The organism is Mucilaginibacter puniceus (assembly GCF_054783175.1).
Window position 1 is genome coordinate 352867 of record NZ_BAAGRB010000002.1, and the last position, 22013, is coordinate 374879.

Genomic DNA, 22013 nt, shown 5'->3' on the forward strand with positions numbered 1-22013 from the left:
ATCAATTCATTAATCGACTCACCCCGACATCGTTTCACTCGTCGACCCTCTCTTCGCCTTTGGCGTAAAGAGGGTTCCCAAACTCTACCCTCTTTCCCGCTTGCGGAAGAGAGGGTGGTCGAGTCCCGATAGCTATCGGGAGCCGGGTGAGTCCGCCGCTTGCTAAATCTCTTCAAGCGCCTGCCCAATTTTTTTGTAAATGTAATCCAAGTCGGCATTGGTTATGCAATACGGAGGTAAAATGTAAATAATGTTACCCAACGGGCGCAAAATAATACCGGCCTCTAAAAAGTACAAATATAGCCTATCTCGCAAGGTGCTAAAATAGGATGTATCAGTGCCGGTTTGCCATTCCATAGCTATAATAGTTCCTGTTTGGCGTACCGCTTTTAGTTTGGGGTGATGTTTTACTTTTTGTGCAAACTGGCTGTGCTTATCTTCTATCCGCTTAATATTTGCAAAAGTATCAGCCTCTTCAAAAATATCCAAACTTGCTAACGCCGCCGCGCAGGCAACCGGGTTGGCGGTAAAAGAGTGCCCGTGAAACAAGGTCTTTAACTTATCATCAGATAGAAATGCATCATATATTTGTTGTGTACAGGTAGTCAGTCCTAAAGCCATAGTACCGCCTGTAAGGCCTTTAGAGAAACACATGATATCCGGCTGCTCGGTAACATGGTTACAGGCAAAAGCCTTCCCAGTGCGTCCAAAACCGGTAAATACTTCATCATCAATAAGCAATATATCTTCCTTGCGGCAATGCGCCATCAATTCATTCAAATATTTGGCTTCGTACATCAGCATACCTGCCGAACCTTGCACCAATGGCTCGAAAATAAAACAAGCTAATTGAGAACTGAGATTTGAGATTTGAGATTTGAGATCCTGAATGTTATCCTTATTGGGTAGGTCAACAAATTCCACCTCAAACAGTAACGAATCAAACGCGGCTGTAAAAGCACTGCGGCCGCTTACGGCCATAGCACCAAAGGTATCGCCATGGTAGGCATTTTTGAAGGCTAAAATTTTGGTTCGCCCCTCGCCTTTATTATGCCAGTACTGCAAACACATTTTTATAGCTACTTCAACCGCGGTTGAACCATTGTCTGAATAAAAAGCTTTTTGCTGGTTTGAAGGTAATATTTGCAGTAAACGTTCTGCCAGTTCAACTGCACCTGGGTGAGTAAACCCGGCAAATATTACATGCTCCAGTTTGGTTAGCTGCTCAGCTACTTTTTGGGCGATGTAGGGATGAGAATGCCCATGTATATTCACCCACCAGGATGATATTGCATCGATATATTTTTTACCATTCTCATCAAACAAATAAGCGCCCTCGCCCCTCACTATGGGTATAGGTGGCAAAGCCGTTTTCATTTGGGTATAAGGATGCCATATAACTTTTAAATCCCTGTCTGTTAAACTCATGCCAGCTCCTTTAAAAGTTTTACTACATGCTGATCTATAGGGAAAGTCATATCTTCCGGCTTTAGATTGGTAATATCTATCCAACGAAAAGCCTGCAATACTTCTCCGTCACCATCAAAATCAAATGGCGTGGCTTTTATACATACATCCAAATTTGAAACGGCTTTTATTTTATAATAAATGCTGATGATCTGCGCGTCGCCAAAAGCTGATTTTACAAAAAAATCCGTAGTATAAAAGTGGCTCAATACTTCTACACCTACATTACATTCTTCCAAAAATTCGCGTTTAAGGCAATCTGTTAAACCCTCACCGTATTCCAGCCCGCCGCCCGGAAACTTGGTAAACAACCTGCCGTATTCCTTTTCGTCACTTACTAATATCTGGCTGTCATCATTGATCAACAAACCATACGCACGTACATTAAATATTGCCATTATTCAAAGTGTTTTTTGTTTCGGATAACCCTATCCATTGTCCATTCAATATGCTCACGTTTAGGCTCGAACCGTATAGGGCAGTTAGGCATACTACAATAGTGGCAGCAATCGGGCAGACATGGGTCGGCATGGATAAATAATTCCGTTTGGGTAACTTCACTATTGATCAGCTTATCAATCATGGATACCTCTTCATGTACCCTGTTCAAATCAAAATAATTGGGCAGCGTTACATGGCAATCAATATGCAACTCATTACCATACTTTTGCGCACGAAAATTGTGTACATCTATCCACTCCTCTTTACGCCTGTTATTTAAAATTTCAACCACATTAGCCACCACATCAAAATCCGTCTCATCCATTAAACCACCAACTGACCTGCGCACTAAAGTATACCCCGTAAAAACAATATAGCATCCAACAATAATTGATAATAAACTATCCAATATTAACAACCCTGTAAAATGAATCAGTAGCAAGCCAATTACTAAACCAATGCTGGTTACCATATCAGTAATTAAATGCCGGCCATCTGCTTCAATAGTAATAGATGGAATGGCTTTTCCCTTGCCTATCATATAATATCCTAAAACACCGTTAACTGCACCCGTTATACCAATAATAGTTGCGCCAATTAGCAGGTCATGTATGGCATGAGGGTAAAATATGCCGTAAACAGATTTTACGATGATGACCAAACCGGCAATTAATATCAGTCCTCCCTCTATAAAAACCGAAAAGTGTTCAATTTTACCATGCCCGTACGGGTGATTTTCATCGCGGGGCTGGGACGATAAATAAATACTGAAAAACGCGAATGAACTGGCTATAACATTTACAATACTTTCGGCTGCATCAGTCAATACAAAGTTGGATGACGTTATAAAATACGCCCCAAATTTGGCCAGCATTAACACAATGCCGGTTATCAGCGATATAAGTATGATCTTTTTTTGTTGTAGCAAAGCAGTTAAATATGCTTCAAATTTATAAATAACAAACCGTATCTAAAGCAGAAAGCTGCAAGCAAAACGATAAATGCGAAAAGTGCATTTTAATAGTCAATGGCTTAGGCATATTTTCTATATTTGCGCCCGATAACAATAAAAACAAAACATGAGCGCATTAAGTAACAGGATTAACAACCTGTCAGAATCAGCAACAATTAAAATGGCCAAAATGGGCCGCGAACTTGCCGCAAAAGGCATTGATGTGATAAACCTTAGCTTCGGCGAGCCGGATTTTAACACGCCAAAGCACATTAAGGAAGCAGCAAAGAAGGCCATGGATGATAATTTTACTTATTATACCCCTGTTGCCGGATACCCTGAACTACGTAAAGCCGTTGTTGAAAAGTTAAAAACCGAGAATGGTTTAGATTATGATTTTAGCCAGGTAGTAGTTTCTACAGGTGCAAAACAATCTATTGCCAATATTTTAATGTGCCTGATTAATCCCGGAGACGAAGTTATTATCCCTACTCCTTATTGGGTATCATACTCAGAAGTAGTAAAATTAACCGAAGGTGTAAGCGTATTTATTGACACTACTGTTGAGTCGGATTTTAAAATTACGCCAGAGCAGTTAGAGGCAGCAATTACACCTAAAACTAAGTTATTCATGTTCTCATCGCCTTGTAACCCTACCGGTAGCGTTTACAGCAAAGCAGAGTTAGAAGGTTTAGCTAAAGTATTTGAAAAATATCCTAATATCTACATCCTTAGCGATGAGATATATGAGCATATCAACTTTGTTGACAAACATGAGTCTATAGCCCAGTTTGACAGCATTAAGGACCGTGTAATTATCATCAACGGATGGTCGAAAGCATTTGCCATGACCGGATGGCGTTTAGGTTACTCGGTATCAAACAAAGAGATTGCTGCAGCTTGCGATAAATTACAGGGACAGATCACTTCAGGTACATCATCAGTTACCCAACGTGCCGGTTTAGCCGCTTACCAGGGTGGCCTGGAAAGCGTTTTAGAAATGCGCGAGCAATTTAAAAAACGCCGCGACCTGGTTTATGGCTTAATGAAAGATATCCCGGGCATTAAAGTAAACTTACCTGAGGGCGCATTTTACTTCTTCCCTAATGTTACTTCATTCTTCGGCAAAAGCGCTAATGGCAAAACCATTAATGATGCTGACGAACTGAGCATTTACTTATTAGAAGAAGCTCACGTTTCTACCGTAGGTGGTGATTCTTTTGGCGACAAAAAATCTATCCGTATGTCATACGCCGCTTCTGAAGAGAAATTGGTTGAAGCCATGAGCCGTATTAAAGCTGCTTTAGCTAAATTACAGTAATAGCTTTATTTACTATCAAAAGCCCTTTTGCTAATACAAAAGGGCTTTTATTTTTTATAGCGGCTATATTTTATAAATTTGAATTATACATCTGATATAAACCATTGAACAACTATTTACTATTTATTGATACCGAGGCTACCGATCTGCCTAAAGATTGGACGCTGCCATTTGACACACCCGGTAACTGGCCCCATGCGGTACAAATATCATGGGTGGTATATGATAAGCACCGGGTAGAAGTTAAAAGAGAGGATCATTACATTAACCTAAGTAAGGATATTGAAATAACCGATGCTGCTTTTAAAATTCATGGTATTACCGCTGCTTATCTTGACGAGCATGGGCACGATATTAAGCAGGTGCTACAGTTGTTTATTGATGATATCATATTTTATAATCCGTTAGTAATTGGCCACTTTATAAAGCTGGATTACTACGTTTTAGCAGCCGAATTATTCAGGGCCGGTATGCCTGATATTTTAAAAGACAAACCTGTTTTTTGTACGATGATAGCCAGTCATGAAATGGTACAAAGCCCTATGCCACGTCAGCTTAGGCTTGATGAATTTTATCATTTGCTGTTTTATAAAGATCTGATACACCCGCATAACGCGTTATACGATGCCAAACACGCTGCCGATTGTTATTTTGAATTGATAGACCGCGGCGAGATAACGCCTAAAATAGTTGAGCAGCAAAATTTAAGGTCATACCATTGGCGTAACTTGATATGAAAGACCGTGTAGAATTTCTGAAAACCGTAACCCCATTTAATTTATTACCCGATGAGGTATTAAGTGGGGTTGCCGAGCAATTGGATAAAGTAAGTTACCATAAGGATACAACCATCTACCAGCAAGAGGTAACCAAATTAAAGGGTGTAGATATCATTGTTAAAGGCAATTACGAATCCTTTTTTTATGATAATGCCCAAAACAAACGATTAATAGAAATACATGAACCGGGCTTTTGTTATGGCGGAGTTTCTGTTTTATTAAACAGGCGGCAGTCGTTACGTACAGTAATAGCAAAAAAAGGTACTGTAGTTTACTTTTTGCACCGCAAATATTTTAGGGAGCTTTGCAAAACTTACGAGGAGTTTTTTCAATACTTCAGTTCGGAGTTTGGCAAGCGGATGCAAAACGAAGAGTTTGTACACTTTTTTAAAAAACCAGCAACCTTTGAAGAAAGCTATATAGCGGCCGACCAGCTTTACTCGCGTAAAATTGAGAGTGTGGAGCAACGGGCAATTGTATCATGCCCTGGCGATACGCCGATATACAAAGCGGCACAAAGCATGGCTGCAAATAAAGTAAGCTGCTTGTTTGTTACTGATCATAACAACAATATGATTGGTTATGTGACAGATATAACCTTACGCGACAAGGTGGTTGGGTTGCAAGTAAACCCACAGGAACCTTTAAACACAGTAATGGAATCGCCCGTACGAAGTGTTGACGCATCAGCCTATATTTATGAGGCGATATTGATGATGTTTCAAACCAAAACACGCTACCTTTTGGTAAAAAATGGGGATGAATACGTTGGTTTTTTAAGCCGTAATAAACTCTTGAGCGAACAGGCGCAATCGCCGTTGGTTTTTATACAGTCGGTTAAATCGGCAGTTTCCGTACAGGAGTTAAGAAAAAAATGGGATACCGTACCTGCTTTTGTTAGCCAGTTATTGCAGCGTGGTGTACATGCGCATATTGCTAACCGTGTTATTACCACCATTGCCGATACCATAGCCCTAAAAATAATAGAGCAAGCCATTGAGCAAATGGGCCCACCGCCTGCCAAGTTTGTTTTTATGGTATTGGGCAGCGAGGGGCGCAAGGAACAAACCTTTAAAACCGACCAGGACAACGCCATTATTTATGAAGATAAAGCCAATGAACATCGCGAAGAGGTAAGAGAATATTTTTTAGAGTTTGCCACCAAGGTGTCGGATATGTTAAATGACACCGGATTTGTTTACTGTACCGGCGGATATATGGCACAAAATCCTAAATGGACGCACTCCCTATCACATTGGAAACGCAATTACCAGGAGTGGATGGATGAATCGTTACCCGAAACTGTTATTAATTTCTCTACCTTTTTTGATTGCAGAACTATTTATGGCGATGAAACCATTATGGATGAGTTGCGCGAATTTTTAGACGAAGCGTTGCAAAAGCCACAGGACAAACTATTTTATAATATGACGCTAAACGCTTTGCAGTATGAAGCGCCTTTAACATTTTTTAATGCCATACGCACATTTACTAAAAACGATAAAGAGGTTTTTGACATCAAACGAGCCATGACCCCTATTGTCGACCTGGTGAGGGTATATTGCTTAAAGCACCGCATTTTTGAATTAAATACCGGTGATAGAATGAAAGCGCTAAAAGAAACAGGCGTATTTACGGAAGCCGAATACCATGAACTGAACCAGGCTTATTATTTTTTAATGAGTATCCGTTTAAAAAAACAGGCTACACAGTTATTGCAGGACCGTACCGAGCCGGATAACTATGTGGATATATCAACCCTGACAAAAATTGAACGGGTAACTTTGAAAGAAATATTTAAAGTGATAGACAACTTCCAGTCGAAGATTAAGCTGGAATTTACCAATAGCTTGCTGGGGTAATTATTCGGCCTCGAACCAGGCTTTTAAACCACCATCCAAAGAAAATATTTGTGTTTGCCTGATTTTGGATTGAATAGCTTTTACAGCTTCCCCACTCCTTTTACCGGATGAACAGTACAGCACTTTCGTAGTGCCATTATCTAAATAACCCAAATTATCTTCCAGTTCGTCAGCTTCAAAATGCTCGCCGCCAATATCAATCTGATCACGTTCCTGATCGGTGCGTATATCGATTAATTCTAAAGTACCATCAGCCAAACCCTTTTTAACCTGTGCGACTGACATAACAGGTATATCTACACTCTCCACCAATTTGGTGATGTTAGTTTGGGTAACCTGCCCTATTTTGATGATATGGCTGCGCAAGGTTTGTGCATCAAATATTAAGACCTTACCTGCCAATAGTTCACCGGTTTCTGTAATGTATTTTATAACCTCATTAGCCTGCATACAGCCAATAATACCCGCCAAAGTTGGAATAACTCCTCCATCGGCACAGTTAGGTATTTGTGTAGCATCTACTTCAGGGAACAGGTCGCGATAATTAGGGCTTTTGGTGCCATCTGCATTGTTTATATTCCAGACAGCTAATTGACCCTCGAACTGGTAAATAGCGCCGTATACAACGGGTTTTTGGCTTAAAACGGCAGCATCGTTGAGCAGATAGCGTGTGTCAAAATTATCGGTTCCGTCCACTATAATATCATAACCCTTAATGATATCCATTACATTATCTGATGTGATCTTTATATCATGCGCCACCAATTTAATTTGTGGATTTTGCTGTTGGAGCCTGTCGCAAGCTACAATCGCTTTTTTCTGACCAACATCAGCAGGGGTATATAAAATTTGCCGGTGCAGGTTGCTGATAGAAACGGTATCATAATCAGCAATACCTAAAGTTCCGATTCCTGAAGATGCTAAATACTGTGCTGCAGGGCAGCCTAAACCACCGGCACCAACCACCAATACTTTTGCCTGTTGCAAACACTGTTGCGCTGCTTCACTAAACCCCGGCAAAGCTATCTGGCAGCTATATCTTAACAGATCGTTATCCATTAACAGTGTTTTTTTGTTGAATTACCTGTTTAACTTTTTCAGCATCTTCAGGAGTATTAACATTGGTTAGCGCATCCAAATTTGGGGCTTGCAATAAGTTAATATCGCTATTAATTAAAACCTTGCGTGGGCATGAATAGCCTTGTGCCAGCCAGGCCAGTAAAACCGGGTAACTTTTAGGCTCCCAAATGGTAATTAACGGTTCGGGGAACTCATCAAAACCACTTTGAAAAGCGGTAGCCAATGCTGATGGGTTACGATTAGCAACTAAATATTGCAAGGTGTTTGCATCCATCAAAGGCAGATCGCAAGCTATGACTAACAAGGCCTGATCGGGATTTTCACGGAATGCTGAAAGTATGGCGCCATACGGGCCCAGATCAATAAAAGTATCTTCCAGTACAGGATAAGCGGGGTCTATCTCATCCTTTTGTTCTGCACGGCAGGAAAGCGTTACTTTATTACAATAAGTGCGCAACATATCTGCCATGTAGTAGCGCTGCTGTTTGCCATACCAGTTAACCGCGCCTTTGTCATAACCCATGCGTACACTTTTACCCCCAGCCAATACCAGGCCGTTAAGCGGCGCAATGGTTTGCTGCATTTTAGCTTTAAAAAACGCGATGATCTTATCCCGCTCATCCAAATAACAAACGGGAATATCTTGCCAGTTGGGTATGGCCTCTTTTATAAAATCAAATATTTCGTCGGTAGGCTCGGCCAACAATATCAGTTGCACATTGGTTAACTGCTCTACCCTTTTTTGCAGGGATGCTTTTTTATTGTTATAGATGATAACCACCTGCGCTTTGGCCTGTTGGTGGTTGCCGTTTACCAGCACCATATCCGCATCGGCAAATTGCTGCTTGAATTTTATAGAAATTAACGGTGCACTATAATTAAACTGGTGAAAATTGATCTGGTCTGTATACTCTAAAACTGCTCCGCTTGCCAATCTTCCCGATGAAGAGATCATATCATCATTGTGTGATGTATCAGCATAAGCACATTTATATTGCGGTATTAAAGCGCGTATAATATCATCGGCCAGTAGTTTGATGGTAGTACATGGCCCGCCAACAATAGCCCATTCATTACGGTTAAAATTACCAATGGCAGGCCTTGCAAGTTTAGTATGCTTTTTATGCTCGTTTAAAGTCACGCTTACCTCCTGTTTTTGCTATCAGTTTGGTTTCTTTAATCACAATATCATGGCTCAACGCCTTGCACATATCATAAATGGTCAATGCTGCTATGCTTGCACCAACTAAAGCCTCCATCTCAATACCGGTTTTTGCGGTAATGCTGGCGGTACATTCAATAACTGCTTCATTTTGGTCATTTAATTGAATAGTGATATTACAATTATCCAATCCCAGCGGGTGGCAAAGCGGAATTAACTCACCTGTTTTTTTGGCAGCCATTATACCGGCAATGATAGCCGTTTGAAATACCGAACCCTTTTTGGTTTGCACATCGCCATTAGCTAATTGGGCTAACACTTCGGCAGGTAACTCAACTATACTGCGCGCGGTTGCGGTACGATGTGTAATGGCTTTGCCGCCTACATCCACCATAGTTGCACGTCCGTCATTGTCCAAGTGAGTAAATCCGTTTTCGCTCATGATATTAATTGATTGAAACTCCAAATGCGGTACACCTCACCTTTTTTAAACTCATTCTTCTCTAAAGGCAGTTCCATAAAAGCATCTGTATCTGCTAAGTTAGCAAAATCGCCTGAACCATTTCCTTCTATTGGGTCGGCCAATAATTGGCCCTGTTCACTAAAATTTAATTTAACCTGCAAAAAATATTGCAATGGTGGTTTAAATGCGAAATCTTTATTCAATACCGCATATACCTGTGGTTTGGGTGTTAGCCCTATAGAGGTTTGCAGCCACGGAATAAAATACCGCTGCATACCCAAAAATGTAGCCACCGGGTTGCCGGGGAAAGCAAATACCACTACCCCATTGTCGTGCTTGCCAAACCAAAAAGGTTTGCCGGGGCGTTGTGCTACTTTATGGAAAACTTTAGTAACCTGCAATTCTTCCAATGCCTGTGGGATATAATCAAACTTACCCATTGATATGCCGCCGCTAAGCAGTATCACATCATAGTTTTGCAGGCATTGCTGTATGTTTTGTTTGGTAACTTCAGGATCATCCGGTATATGCAGCATCCCGGCTGTTATACCGTGTTGATTTAATACCGCCTGTATAGTATGGCTGTTTGATTTCCTGATTTGGTATGGTGATGGTTTAGCAGCCACTTCTACTAATTCGTCGCCTGATGATATAATTACCACACGTGGTAATCTTTTAACCCGTAATTCGCTCTCTCCCACAGATGCTATAGAATTAATAACCGCCGGCGTAATCAACCTGCCGGGAGTTAATATCACATCACCTTGTTTCTTATCAGCACCCTGTTGATGTATATTTTGATTTTTTTGTACCGGTGAAATGGTTAGCGTGGCATAACCATCCTTTATCTCCACATCTTCATAACGGATAATGATATCAACTGATGATGGCAAAGCCGCCCCGGTCATGATCTCGATACATTCATCATCACTATCAATATCAATAGGGCTATCGCCTGCTGCCTGGGTAGCTTTTACGCGAAACTTAGTGATGCCTTCCTCTATTGCTTTATAACTGATAGCAATACCGTCCATGCTCACCCGGTTAAAAGGCGGTAAGTCACGGTCGGCTTTAATGGTTTCGGCCAATACCCTGCCTGATGAATGTTCAAATGGTATAATTTCTACACCATAATCGACGGCGTTGGCCTGTATTAATTGTTCGGCTTCCTCAACCGTTATCATATATTTTAGTTTTATGTTGATTGGGTTGGATTAGGTCGATTAAGTTATAACTACTCACTAAATCAACCATTCAACTTAATCAACTATCCCCCAATAGTGGCCATTGATTCATGCACACCAGTTTTTTCAAATCGGTTACGCTCTGCTTCCCAGCCGTCTTTAACGCGGTGACTAAAGGCATTTAGTAAACTTTGCTCCAACTCTTCATCACCGGCGCCGCTGCGAATTATATCTCTAATATTTAGTACCCCATCATCATACAAGCAGTTTTTCAACTCGCCCTGTGGTGTTATACGAATGCGGTTACAAGTACCGCAAAATGTACGTGAGTAAGCAGCTATAATACCTATACTTCCCTGGTGTCCGGGTATATGGTAGTTGTATGATGTTGAATATGCAGGGTCGGTCAGTTTTTCTATGTTGGGAAATTTATCCCTTATCTTTTCAAGAATATGTACATAATCCCATTGCAAGCCACTGTAGCTATGTCCATCTCCATTAAAAGGCATTTCCTCAATAAAACGTACACTTACCGGCAAATCTTTAGTTAACTCTACCAGCGGAATAATATCTTCGGTATTTTTTCCTTCCATCACTACGGCATTGATCTTTACATCAATATCATGCTTCAGCAATTCATCCAGCGTAGCCATCACACTGGCAAACTCATCGCGGCGGGTAATGGTAAAAAACCGGTTCGCATCTAAAGTATCCAGGCTCAAATTAACCGACTTCACCCCTAACGCTTTCATTTCGGCAACATACGGTGCGGTTAAAACCCCGTTGGTGGTCATGCTTAATTCGCGCAAACCATCCAATTTTGATAAAGCAGTTAACAACTGCATGATATCTTTGCGTACAAAAGGCTCGCCACCGGTAATGCGTATTTTTTCGATACCCATTTTAACCAGCAAGGCACAGCTGCGCAGCATTTCCTCGTAAGTCATTAGCTCTGAACGAGACAACCAGTTCAGTCCTTCCTCGGGCATACAATAAAAACAGCGCAGGTTGCACCTGTCTGTCACCGCAAGGCGCAGGTAATTGAGTTTACGTCCGTGATTATCTATTAACAACTGATTTTACTTTTTGTAAAAATACCAATTAATCAGCTTTCATGTTAATAACTTGCTTGATACAATATAACCGAAATGTAATTTTGATAGTTATATATTTGTAATAACCATTATAAACTAATTAAATTATCAATACAACACTTTATTGTCATGTATAAAAACTGCTTAAAATTTTTATTATTTGTTTGTGTTACGTCGTTTAGCTACGTCTCCTACGGGCAATCTGCTTTCACCAGTAAGTTGATTGGTGTGGGTGTAGTTGTTGCTGATATAGACCGCTCTGTAGATTTTTATGTAAACGGCATAGGCCTGGTTAAAACAGGTAGCTTCAATATAGCTGAAGATTTCTCCAAACGATCAGGCCTGGCCAATGGGACACCATTCGCGGTTACAGTATTAAAATTGGAAAACTCTCCTGATGCTAATGAATGGAAATTGATAAGTTTTGGTAAAAAAGCTGATAGTGCTAAAAAATCAACCTATATCCAGGATAATGTTGGTATGCAGTATATAACCATTAATGTAAAAGCATTAAAACCGGTTATGGAAAGGCTAAAAAAGCAAAATGTAGCCTTTTTGGGAAGCTCGCCAACCACTTTAAATGAAAAGTCGCAACTGCTGCTGGTACAAGATCCTGATGGTAATTTTATAGAATTAATTGGCCCGCTTGAATAAGACGCACATATAGCATAGCGACATAATTTTGGTATCAATATTGCTTTATCAAAGGCAAAAAAATACTGCTATGAAAAATCCATTCATCAAACAAAACAACACCGGCATGTGGATTGCCGGTTTAGGAATAGGCCTTGTAGCCGCAGGAGCCGCAGCTTATTATTGGGTAAAAAACAGTGGCGAAACAGAAGCTATGACTGAAGGCCGTCCACATCCAACAGACTACTTAGCAAACCGCAATGGCAGCATGAAAAAGCATAAGTCTGACGTTAGCGAACTTGCACAGATGGCCAGTTAATTGCCATTACAAACACAAAAAAGCCCGAATAATATTCGGGCTTTTTGCATTAATGATAAGTTGGTTTATTAAGGCATATCCCAAAATATACGTTGTGTTAAATTATCGCCACCCATACTTGCTTTAGCGGCAACATAATTGACATTGTTTTGTGATTCCTCAGCATTAGGATAAGCCATACGCCTAACAAATCCGCCGCTTGAAGCTAAGTTTGTGTTGATCGGGTTGGGTTGTAACACAGGGAAACCACTTCTTCTAAAATTAGCCCAGCCTTCGGAACCACAGGCTATACACGCAATCCAGTACTGTGTATTAATAAGCTTAAGCGCGTTTGCATCGTTATAAAGTACTGCCGCCTGGCGCAAGTATGAAGCTTTCTCGTTTTCTGAAACCGCAGGGCTTTGTACACCCGGGTATAAACCCCATTCATCCATAGAAGCTCTTACACCAGCCTCATAATATTGTTGTATTGTTGTTGCACTTGTGATCCACCCCCTGAATTTAGCTTCGGCTAACAATAATTGGGTTTGGGCATTGGTAACAAATAGTGCAGGGGCAAGAATGTTGGCAACTACCTGGTAATTAAGTTGTGTATAGTTTTGTCCTCCCCCTTTAACGCCTCTGTCGCCCGGAGCGGTACGTATGGTTACTTGATTGTATCCCACCGGAAAACCAAATTGGTTAGCAGTTGTGGTATCTCGTGTGGTGTTAAAATCTGCAGGATTACTATAGCTGGCCCCAATATATTTCAATCTGGGGTCATTAGTGCCTTTTAACTGATCAACAAAAGGCTTGGCTAAGTAATAAAAATATGGGCTAACATTGCGCTGTAAGTTTGAAAAACCATTAGGAACAGCAGCGCTATATATATTGATAACAGCATTATCGGCGTTTGTTTGCATTACACCACCTGCAAATGCTTCCTGGACAATACTTGCAGCTTTCGCCTGGTCAATTTTCGAGTAGCGCATACCTAAACGCAGCAACAATGAATAACCAAGTTTTTTCCATTGAGCTACTTGTGCAGTTATTAAGGCAGGACTTGAATTGATTTGGCCCCCATACAACAAATCGCTGCCGACATATTCATTTGAAGCAGACAAAGCGGCAGTAGCCGTTTTAAGTTCGATGTAAAGGTCGGCATATATATCTGCCATTTTATCGTACTTAGGATAATTTTTACCTTCAATGTACCCTAATCCGGCCTCACTGTAAGGCACATCACCATAAGTATCAACCAGGGTCATAAACGCATAAGCTTTCCAAATACGTGCCATGTTATATAGGTTTTTAGCACCTGCATCAGTTTTAGTAAGGAAAATAATTTGTACCAGCGGTTTAATTACATTGGGGTAAAGTGAATTCCAACGTGGGCTATTATAATTATCCACGTCCTCATTAAAATTAAAACCCGAGGTAGCACCTGCGTCATAACCGTTCAAGTATTGCTGTACTATGGTTTGTTCTCCATCCCAGTTACTGGCATTCATGCTCCGTTCTGCCGAGCCAAGTAGCAACCCTGCATCCAGTTTTGTAATTGCATAAGGGTCCTGGTTTTTCTGTTCAAATCCCTTGGTGCAACTCGCAAAAGAAAGCACTATGATTAAGGGGATTATAAGAAGACTAATTTTTTTCATAATATTTTATATTAGAATTTTACATTTAAGTTAAGCCCAAAAGTTCTGGTAGTTGGTTCAGTATGTTGCTCATAGCCTAAGCGACTGTCGCCTGATGAGGCAAATGCCTCAGGGTCAACATCAGGTATGCGCTTCATCAATACTGCTACATTTCGGCAAAAAGCAGACACCGATAGCCCTTTAACAAACCTTACGTTTTTACTCATTAAGCTGGTAAAGTCATAGGTAAGTGTGATGTTTCTTAACTTGATAAAATCGCTGCTAAAAACAAACGGGTCTGCTATTTGCTGCGTACGGTAATCGGCATAAAATATAGCCGGACTAACTGATATGGTATTCTTAGTTCCATTAGGTAGTACACCATCAAAAACAACACCGTCACGTCCTACTAATGATGCCTGGCTCATACCTGACCTTAAACCGTTTAATGCTGTTGATGAGAACACTTTGCCACCAAATTTACCATCCACCTGAACTAATAAGCTAAGTGTTTTGTAACGGAATGTGTTAGATATTCCACCTATTACCTTTGCATTTGCACTGCCAAAATTTACCGGAGTGGTTGAAGGCAAAAGTCTTCCTGAACTATTTAACATTATCTGTCCGTTTGCGTTACGTAGATAAGTATTTGATACTAATTGGTTCATTTCTTTACCAACATCGTATGTTAAATTTCCAAGAAATTCATTCCCCGTACCATTAAAATATAAAACAACCTGGCGAGTCTGTCCTGGATTTAGTTCGAGTACTTTTGAGGTATTATAGGCTGAGTTTGCCGATATATTCCAGGTAAAGTTTTTTGTTTTAACAGGGGTTCCATCAATGGCAACCTCTAAACCTGTGTTCTTCAACTTCGCTATATTTACGTTTGTACTACCATAACCCGAAGCAGGTGACAGATCAACCGAAAGAATCTGATTATTGGTTCTCTTGTCGTAAAACGCTATATCGAAATTTAATCGGCTATTTAAGGTCTTTAATTCAATACCCACTTCCTTTTCAATAATTTGATAAGGTGCTATATTAGGGTTTGGATTACTACCATTAGCAATGGTTCCTATAGGATAATTGCCGAAAGGTTGTGACGCAATGGCGTATGTAAGTTGGCTGCTAAACGGTGCAACGCCATTTGCATTACCCACACTCGCATAACTCGCTCTTAATTTACCATAATTTAACCATTTGATATTAGGCAGTAATTCTGAGAAAACAAAACTTGCACTTACCGATGGATAATTGAAAGAGTTTTTAGGATTGGCCACTATTGAACTTGGTGGCGTAAGTACAGAGAAATAGTCACTCCTATCGGTAATATTCAAATACAATAAGCTTTTATAACCAAAATCTGCAAAACCATATAAAGAGTTTACCTGCGATCTGCTAATGCCATAACTTTGGGTTTTAGTGATGCCGTTGCCTATTGTATAAAGGTCTTTCACTGTAAAGTCTGTCACACCTTGATTATTGGTACTGTTACTAACGGTGTACATATTACCACCTATACTTGCGTCAATAGTGAAATCACCTATCTTATGACTTGTCCCTAACAGAAAATCCATATTTACTTGTCTGTTGAAACTTGAAGACTCATTATAATTGCCACTCCAGCCGGTGTTAGCATCATTACGCATACGAGTCACACCATGTGGGAAATTATTTTCGTTATTATTAATAGCAAAGTCAGCATTTACGCGTCCCTGTAAGTATAGCCACTTAGTAATATCATACCTGGCTGTAACCGTACCTAAAAACCGATCTCTATTGGTATAATTAAACATTCGCCCTATCAAATAATAGGGGTTAGTCAAAAGTGCAGGAAAGGGGTTAGTTGGCAACTGTGCACCATCAGGGGCCGCCACACTTGTTTTTAAGGTTTCGTTTGAAACAGTTAGCGGCACGCGGTTAAGGAAGCTGGAAAATCCAACACCTTGCGCACCAACCAGCGGAGGATTATTATTAGTCTCGTGGCTGTAGTTAATATTAGTTTGAAATGTTAGCTTATCATTAACCTTGCTGTTAAGCCCCAAGTTGAAAATCTTTTTATGATAATTATTACCCGGTGAAATACCTTTAGCATCCAGGTTTGAAAAAGAAGCGCGGAAACTTGTTGAAGCATTACCTCCTGAAAGTGCTAATGTATTTTGTAATGAGATCCCGGTATCATAAAATTCGGTCATCCGGTGAACATCAGGTAAATATGGCCTTAAAACACCATCATACTGTGGTGTAAGGACACCGTCATATTTTTCACCCCATGCCAGGTTACCCATTGATTGCGCTTGAGCCTGTGAGGCAGGACGATTACCATTAGTACCTGTACCATATACAGTTTGATAATGAGTAAAATCAAGCGCCTGAGCAGCAGCAAAGTTTGAAGAAAATTCCACTCCAAATTTTGAATTTTTAGCACCATTTTTGGTAGTGATTATAATTGCACCATTTGAAGCCCTTGAACCGTAAAGTGCCGCCGCAGTTGCACCTTTAAGAATGGTCATTGACTCAATATCATCCGGATTAATCTGTTGCAGATTATCACCCTGATCAATAGCGGGAGTACCACCGGCAGCACTACGTGCGTCCTGATCCATTGGCAAACCGTTAATAACAATTAAGGGCGAGTTGGTTTGACCAGAAAACCCAGATTGTCCACGTAAACGGATCCTGTTACTTGCACCCGCGCCCGCAGTTGGCGGAGCAATATCTAAACCAGCTATTTTACCTTCCAGAGATGTCATTACGTTGGTTGTGCGGTTTTGTGTAATTTCATCAACTTTTACAGTTGATGCAGCGTAGCCCAGCTTTCTTGATTCCTTTTTTATACCTAAAGCGGTAACCATAACTTCTTCAAGCGAGTTGGTTTGTGTTTGTAATACTACATTAACAACGGTACGGGTACCAATAATTTCTGTTGTTGTTGCAAAACCTACATATTGAAACACCAATACTGAATTGTTTCCGGCTACTGCTATACTATAATTACCGTTTTGATTGGTAACAGTACCGGTTGAGGTACCTTGCTCTGATACACTCACACCAATTAGTGGTTCGCCTTTACTATCTGTTACTTTACCTGTTACAGTTATAGCAATAGCTTCAACCTCCGGCAGATTAGCTTTCGGTAATATTGCAGATGATTCTTTCTTAGTAATCTTACTTTTACTTAATACAATGCGGTTACTAATTACTTCAAATGCTATACCACGTGGCACTAATAGTTTTGTTAGGATATCTCCAATCTTTTCATTGTGCGCATCTATAAATATTTGCATCTCCTTTTCCACAAGGCTGTTACGATAAACAAATTTATAGGTGGTTTGCTTTTCTAATTGTATTAAAGCCGTTTTGAGGCTTGAGTTTTTAATAGTAAAATCAACTCGTTGCTCTAATAAGACCTGCCCGTTGCTGGGGTTTGCATAGGACATTCCTGTAAAAAAGAGAATTAGTACGATTTGACTAAAAGTAATTTTCATGATTTTACAGGAAAAATGACTTGGTAAATAAATTTTCATACATTTAAATGTTAATTTTTTGAGAAAAAAATGAAACAAAAGACCATATCACCTTGTAAAAGGCGTTCAATAATGGTCTAAACTTTGAGGATAGGGGTGTCTCCAGCACTCCTATTCCTTTTTTAGTGAAAGAATATTAGAATGTTTTTTTATCCATAGATATTAAATTTAGGTTAACTGATTTTATAATTGGCTTTCTTCTTTATTACTTTCTAAAATGAATTGGTTATCCTTTACCATATAACTTACATTCAAGCTTTTATTTATTATTTCCATTATTGATGGAAGGCTTGCATCTGTAAAATCAGCATTTAAATAATCGCTGTTAATCTTACTATCTGTTGATGAAATATTAACTTTAAATCTTTTGCTGAGTATTTTAAACACTTCGGGCATAGGTGTATTAGAAAAAGATATACTGGCATTCTTCCAAATACTAATAGTTGGATCAGTAATTTCCTCGTTCTTTTTTAAATAATTCAATTGCTTATTATATATGGCTTCCTGGTCAGGAGCAAGCATTAATTCATGTTTAACATTAGCATAACCCTTTTGAGACTCGGCTATAGATGTGACTGGTTTCACAATACTTACAGAAACTTTGCCGGTAACAACACTTACCTTGGTCTCTTCATCTTTATAGGCCCTGATGCGAAAACTTGTTCCCCAAACCTTGGTCACCACATTTCCACTATAAATTGAAAAAGGCCTTTTTGGATCTTTAGTTACTTCAAAAAAAGCTTCTCCAATCATTGAAACCTGCCTGCTATGGGTACCAAATAATTTGGAATAAGTTAATTTTGAATTAGGGCTTAACCATACTCTGCTATCATCTGACAATACTATTTTTTGGATAGCATTGGTCATGTTATTCACCACAACTTTATTAATTGATGCCTGTTGCTTTTCGTTTGTTAGGTTAGAGTTTTCGTACCCTTTATAATTAATAAGAAAAAAGGTTAAAATTATCGTGGCAGCTATACTAGCAGCCCAATAAATTAGTCTTACATAATTTGGTCGTGCCTTATCCGATGCGATATCACTTTCCTTTTTAACGTATCCGATGTTATCGAAAATATTATTTAACATTAAGTGCTTAAACAATTCCTGTTCATCGTCAGAAAGAATAGAAATATCATCGCCCTCTGAATCAAACGAATCATACCACGAATTAATTTCAGCAATTTCAATTTCATTACACTCGCCTTTGAAATATTTTTCAAGTATGGCAGTGGATAGTTTTTTTTTCATCAAGTAAATACAGATGCGAGAAATAATTATGGTCTATTATAAAGTATGTAACTTGAAAAACACTTTACCCCTATTTAATTATCAATTATTTTTATAACCTAAAATAATATATGTTAAATAAGTGCAGATTGACATTTATTTAAAATAAATTCATACATTGAACTTATTATAGCCTATAACCAAAGATAAAGACATACTGCTTAGCACAATATATACTTGTATTGTAAATGACAAAGTTAGCTAAACTTACAGACGAGAAATTAATAGAACTTTTCGAGCAAGGAAACATTGCGGCTTTTGAAGAAATATATAACCGCTATTGGTTGGAACTTTATAGATCTGCTTATAAAAGAATTAGAGAAAGAGAAGCATCGCAAGAAATTGTTCAAAATTTCTTTACCACATTTTGGTTAAATCGCAGCCAACTTAAAATACACTCTTCTCTGCAAGGTTATTTGTTTACCTCTATCAAATATCTGGTGTTAAATTACAAACGGACCGAAGCTATAAAAAACGCCTATAATGAGTCGCAGTTGGTTATACAACATAATGCGTATGAAAACCCAACAGAAAATTATATAAATTATAAAGATTTAAAAGAAACAGTGGACGCGTTTGTTAACCAACTCCCCATAAAATGTCGTTCGGTTTTTGAACTTAGCCGCAACCAACATAAAACAAATAGAGAAATAGCCCAACAATTGCAAATTTCAGAAAAAACTGTAGAGAATCATCTGACCAAAGCAATAAGATACTTAAGAACAAATATTGATGCGTTAATTGCAATTATTATGTTAATTAAGTACTAACAAGATACTTTTTTCACCTTCAAAGAATGCCTTAAAATTTACTTTTGAACTAAGACGTTTTCTTCAGTCGCAATCTCAAAGAGGTGGCACGCCAGTAACAGTTTTTTAATTTACTCGTTAACTGCCGTTTTAGCTTTAACGCGTATCACATCTCCCACTAAAAATATATAGGAGCAGGCACCCAAAAAACCTATCAGGGCAATAAATAACAGCGCCGGCTCAAAACTGCCGCCACGGGCTAAAAAGCCTATTACCACAGGTACTACCACACCGGATAGCTGCCCTATAAAATTAAATACTCCTCCGGTTATATCAATCAATCCTTCGGGTGCAAGTGTAGATATAAAAACCCAGGTGATGGAGGCGCAACCTATACCAAAAAATGATATCGACATAAATAAAATAATGAGGTGCGGTGCATTTACGTAGTTGGCCCCTACAATAGCTATGGAGAGTAGCAAACCAAAAATTACAGGAAGCTTACGCGCCCTTGCCGCCGGATATCCCTTTTTCATTAAATAATCGGACAGGAAGCCTGAGCATAAAACACCTGCAAATGCAGCCAGATAGGGTACTGATGCCCAGTAGCCCGATTTTATAATATCCAGCCCACGATAATCAACCAGGTACTTGGGGAACCATGTCAGAAAAAACCAAAGCGCAGCATTAACCGCAAATTGCCCGAGATATACACCCCAAAGTTTACGATGCGATAAAACCTCTTTTAAATCGGGCCAGTTAAAGGGATTTTTTTGTTGGATATTGTTATCGTCTCGCTTTAAAATTCCGCCACCTTTTTCAATATGGTCCAGTTCCTGCCGGTTAACAGACTTATGCTTTAACGGATCGCGGTAAAAGATATACCAAACAATACCCCAAATTACTCCAATGCTACCAGTTACAATGAATAAACCCCGCCAGCCCGCGTACAATTGTATTTTTGTAAGCACCGGCATTAAAAAAGCCAACCCTAAAAACTGGGCCGAGGTATATACGGCAATAGCTGAAGCACGCTCGCCCTCAGGGAACCAACTGCTTACCACCCGGTTATTGATAGGGTATGACGGTGCCTCGGCAATTCCGGTACCCATTCGCAAGCCAAACAAGGCCACAAACCCTTTTACAAAACCCTGCATAATGGTAAATACTGACCATACAATTAAAATAACGGTATAAAATACACGTGGCGCATAGCGTTTAACCAACATACCGCCGGGTATTTGAAACAGGATGTACGTCCAGCTAAATGCAGACATGAGCAAACCTAATTGCACTGATGAGAACTCATACTCCTTACCAATAGCCGATGCTGCCACGGCGAGGTTGCTCCTATCCATATAGTTAATAACCACGGTTATAAAAATAAGGAACAGTATATGGTACCTTATTTTGGTGGGCTTGCCGGCTATGTTTGTATTTTCCAAGGTAATGTTAGTTGCGGATTATAATTTCTACCAAAATAAAAAAAGCCTGTAGAATTAGGGACTTTTTTACAATTTAAAAAAATGTTTGCTCGCAAATGCCCTTCCCGAACCTGATTTAAGATACCTTTCAAATTCATAGGCTAAGTATCTATCAGGAAAAGAACAACACCAAACCAATTTTAATGGTAAAAATTGCTTTGTGGCTGGTACCCACCCCTTACTATGCCGTTTTTATCTTTCCTTAAGATTGACTGTGCATCCTGTATAATGCCTTCCATTATTAAGTTCAAGAATGTATACATATTACCACATAGCACTAAAATAAGAAAAGCCCGATAGGATTTACATCTTACCGGACTTAAATTTACAACATCTCGTTAAACGAGCGAAACTCTCCTTCGCAAGTACAGCGGTCTTCGACCGCCGTAGCTCGCTTAGGCGAGCGAAGGCGGTGAGGGAGGTACTTGAACCTATGATATTTTGATTAGTTCTTTTTAGACAAAAGCCATCTTTATATAGCTAAAATAGTCCTTTAATACACCTCAACTAAAATAAACCAAACGTAATACTATAAAGATTGCAATAGCATACAAGCGAAAACCATTTTCCAATGCTAAGTAGCGCTA

18 protein-coding genes are annotated in these 22013 nt (G+C 39.5%); 6 read left to right on the forward strand and 12 right to left on the reverse strand.

Annotated elements, in window-relative coordinates:
- Positions 1–162 precede the first annotated feature (162 nt).
- Genes bioA through ACYVJ6_RS08475 form a run of 3 tightly spaced genes read right to left on the reverse strand, consistent with a single transcriptional unit; the run spans position 163 to position 2836 of the window.
- Positions 163–1428 (reverse strand): adenosylmethionine--8-amino-7-oxononanoate transaminase, encoded by a 1266-nt coding sequence (gene bioA, locus ACYVJ6_RS08465; protein WP_460693619.1) that lies wholly within the window; start codon positions 1426–1428, stop codon positions 163–165.
- Entirely contained in the window at positions 1425–1865 is a 441-nt protein-coding gene (locus ACYVJ6_RS08470) for an NUDIX domain-containing protein (RefSeq protein ID WP_460693620.1), read from the reverse strand. Before ACYVJ6_RS08470 ends, bioA begins: the two co-directional genes overlap by 4 nt.
- Complete coding sequence (locus ACYVJ6_RS08475) at positions 1865–2836, reverse strand: cation diffusion facilitator family transporter (protein WP_460693621.1); 972 nt, start codon at positions 2834–2836, stop codon at positions 1865–1867. The genes ACYVJ6_RS08470 and ACYVJ6_RS08475 overlap by 1 nt, the downstream gene beginning before the upstream one ends.
- A 151-nt stretch (positions 2837–2987) precedes the next feature.
- Between ACYVJ6_RS08475 and ACYVJ6_RS08480 the strand changes: the two genes are divergently transcribed.
- The 3 genes from ACYVJ6_RS08480 (at position 2988) to ACYVJ6_RS08490 (ending at position 6822) form a co-directional block, all read left to right on the forward strand.
- Entirely contained in the window at positions 2988–4181 is a 1194-nt protein-coding gene (locus ACYVJ6_RS08480; protein WP_460693622.1) for a pyridoxal phosphate-dependent aminotransferase, read from the forward strand.
- Positions 4182–4285: 104 nt separating this feature from the next.
- Positions 4286–4918 (forward strand): 3'-5' exonuclease, encoded by a 633-nt coding sequence (locus ACYVJ6_RS08485; protein ID WP_460693623.1) that lies wholly within the window; start codon positions 4286–4288, stop codon positions 4916–4918.
- Positions 4915–6822 carry a DUF294 nucleotidyltransferase-like domain-containing protein gene (locus tag ACYVJ6_RS08490; RefSeq protein WP_460693624.1) on the forward strand — a complete coding sequence of 636 codons (1908 nt, stop codon included), beginning with the start codon at positions 4915–4917 and terminating at the stop codon, positions 6820–6822. Before ACYVJ6_RS08485 ends, ACYVJ6_RS08490 begins: the two co-directional genes overlap by 4 nt.
- Here ACYVJ6_RS08490 and ACYVJ6_RS08495 read toward each other — a convergent pair whose 3' ends face one another.
- The 5 genes from ACYVJ6_RS08495 to moaA all read right to left on the reverse strand — a co-directional run bounded on the left by ACYVJ6_RS08495 (position 6823) and on the right by moaA (position 11784).
- On the reverse strand, positions 6823–7881 hold the full coding sequence (locus ACYVJ6_RS08495) for a ThiF family adenylyltransferase (protein WP_460693625.1): 1059 nt from the start codon (positions 7879–7881) through the stop codon (positions 6823–6825).
- On the reverse strand, positions 7874–9043 hold the full coding sequence (locus tag ACYVJ6_RS08500) for an NTP transferase domain-containing protein (protein ID WP_460693626.1): 1170 nt from the start codon (positions 9041–9043) through the stop codon (positions 7874–7876). Before ACYVJ6_RS08500 ends, ACYVJ6_RS08495 begins: the two co-directional genes overlap by 8 nt.
- Positions 9024–9506 carry a cyclic pyranopterin monophosphate synthase MoaC gene (moaC, locus tag ACYVJ6_RS08505; protein ID WP_460693627.1) on the reverse strand — a complete coding sequence of 161 codons (483 nt, stop codon included), beginning with the start codon at positions 9504–9506 and terminating at the stop codon, positions 9024–9026. The genes ACYVJ6_RS08500 and moaC overlap by 20 nt, the downstream gene beginning before the upstream one ends.
- On the reverse strand, positions 9503–10711 hold the full coding sequence (locus tag ACYVJ6_RS08510) for a molybdopterin molybdotransferase MoeA (RefSeq protein ID WP_460693628.1): 1209 nt from the start codon (positions 10709–10711) through the stop codon (positions 9503–9505). Before ACYVJ6_RS08510 ends, moaC begins: the two co-directional genes overlap by 4 nt.
- 83 nt (positions 10712–10794) lie before the next feature.
- Entirely contained in the window at positions 10795–11784 is a 990-nt protein-coding gene (gene moaA / locus ACYVJ6_RS08515; RefSeq protein ID WP_460693629.1) for a GTP 3',8-cyclase MoaA, read from the reverse strand.
- Between the two features lie 150 nt (positions 11785–11934).
- Here moaA and ACYVJ6_RS08520 point away from each other — a divergent pair, with 150 nt between their 5' ends.
- Together ACYVJ6_RS08520 and ACYVJ6_RS08525 are read left to right on the forward strand one after the other, a co-directional pair.
- Entirely contained in the window at positions 11935–12459 is a 525-nt protein-coding gene (locus tag ACYVJ6_RS08520) for a VOC family protein (RefSeq protein ID WP_460693630.1), read from the forward strand.
- Positions 12460–12529: 70 nt separating this feature from the next.
- Complete coding sequence (locus ACYVJ6_RS08525; protein ID WP_460693631.1) at positions 12530–12757, forward strand: hypothetical protein; 228 nt, start codon at positions 12530–12532, stop codon at positions 12755–12757.
- Between the two features lie 68 nt (positions 12758–12825).
- On the opposite strand, the gene ACYVJ6_RS08530 is transcribed toward ACYVJ6_RS08525, so the two are convergent.
- The 3 genes from ACYVJ6_RS08530 to ACYVJ6_RS08540 all read right to left on the reverse strand — a co-directional run bounded on the left by ACYVJ6_RS08530 (position 12826) and on the right by ACYVJ6_RS08540 (position 19154).
- Positions 12826–14394: a SusD/RagB family nutrient-binding outer membrane lipoprotein gene (locus ACYVJ6_RS08530; protein WP_460693632.1), complete on the reverse strand. Its 1569-nt coding sequence runs from the start codon at positions 14392–14394 to the stop codon at positions 12826–12828.
- A gap of 11 nt (positions 14395–14405) precedes the next feature.
- A complete protein-coding gene (locus tag ACYVJ6_RS08535) occupies positions 14406–17864 on the reverse strand; it encodes a SusC/RagA family TonB-linked outer membrane protein (RefSeq protein ID WP_460693633.1) in 3459 nt (1152 codons plus the stop codon).
- Between the two features lie 222 nt (positions 17865–18086).
- Positions 18087–19154, reverse strand: coding sequence for a FecR family protein (locus tag ACYVJ6_RS08540; RefSeq protein ID WP_460693634.1), 1068 nt, complete (start codon positions 19152–19154; stop codon positions 18087–18089).
- Between the two features lie 227 nt (positions 19155–19381).
- Here ACYVJ6_RS08540 and ACYVJ6_RS08545 point away from each other — a divergent pair, with 227 nt between their 5' ends.
- A complete protein-coding gene (locus ACYVJ6_RS08545; protein ID WP_460693635.1) occupies positions 19382–19963 on the forward strand; it encodes an RNA polymerase sigma-70 factor in 582 nt (193 codons plus the stop codon).
- Between the two features lie 110 nt (positions 19964–20073).
- Here ACYVJ6_RS08545 and ACYVJ6_RS08550 read toward each other — a convergent pair whose 3' ends face one another.
- On the reverse strand, positions 20074–21387 hold the full coding sequence (locus ACYVJ6_RS08550; RefSeq protein WP_460693636.1) for an MFS transporter: 1314 nt from the start codon (positions 21385–21387) through the stop codon (positions 20074–20076).
- Between the last annotated feature and the right edge of the window lie 626 nt (positions 21388–22013).

What these genes read in the sequence shown, in the direction of transcription:
- bioA (WP_460693619.1), bottom strand. Translation starts at nt 1,428, where the DNA reads ATGAGTTTAACAGACAGGGATTTAAAAGTTATATGGCATCCTTATACC.
- ACYVJ6_RS08470 (WP_460693620.1), bottom strand. Translation starts at nt 1,865, where the DNA reads ATGGCAATATTTAATGTACGTGCGTATGGTTTGTTGATCAATGATGAC.
- ACYVJ6_RS08480 (WP_460693622.1), top strand. Translation starts at nt 2,988, where the DNA reads ATGAGCGCATTAAGTAACAGGATTAACAACCTGTCAGAATCAGCAACA.
- ACYVJ6_RS08490 (WP_460693624.1), top strand. Translation starts at nt 4,915, where the DNA reads ATGAAAGACCGTGTAGAATTTCTGAAAACCGTAACCCCATTTAATTTA.
- ACYVJ6_RS08495 (WP_460693625.1), bottom strand. Translation starts at nt 7,881, where the DNA reads ATGGATAACGATCTGTTAAGATATAGCTGCCAGATAGCTTTGCCGGGG.
- moaC (WP_460693627.1), bottom strand. Translation starts at nt 9,506, where the DNA reads ATGAGCGAAAACGGATTTACTCACTTGGACAATGACGGACGTGCAACT.
- ACYVJ6_RS08510 (WP_460693628.1), bottom strand. Translation starts at nt 10,711, where the DNA reads ATGATAACGGTTGAGGAAGCCGAACAATTAATACAGGCCAACGCCGTC.
- ACYVJ6_RS08520 (WP_460693630.1), top strand. Translation starts at nt 11,935, where the DNA reads ATGTATAAAAACTGCTTAAAATTTTTATTATTTGTTTGTGTTACGTCG.
- ACYVJ6_RS08525 (WP_460693631.1), top strand. Translation starts at nt 12,530, where the DNA reads ATGAAAAATCCATTCATCAAACAAAACAACACCGGCATGTGGATTGCC.
- ACYVJ6_RS08530 (WP_460693632.1), bottom strand. Translation starts at nt 14,394, where the DNA reads ATGAAAAAAATTAGTCTTCTTATAATCCCCTTAATCATAGTGCTTTCT.
- ACYVJ6_RS08535 (WP_460693633.1), bottom strand. Translation starts at nt 17,864, where the DNA reads ATGAAAATTACTTTTAGTCAAATCGTACTAATTCTCTTTTTTACAGGA.
- ACYVJ6_RS08540 (WP_460693634.1), bottom strand. Translation starts at nt 19,154, where the DNA reads ATGAAAAAAAAACTATCCACTGCCATACTTGAAAAATATTTCAAAGGC.
- ACYVJ6_RS08545 (WP_460693635.1), top strand. Translation starts at nt 19,382, where the DNA reads ATGACAAAGTTAGCTAAACTTACAGACGAGAAATTAATAGAACTTTTC.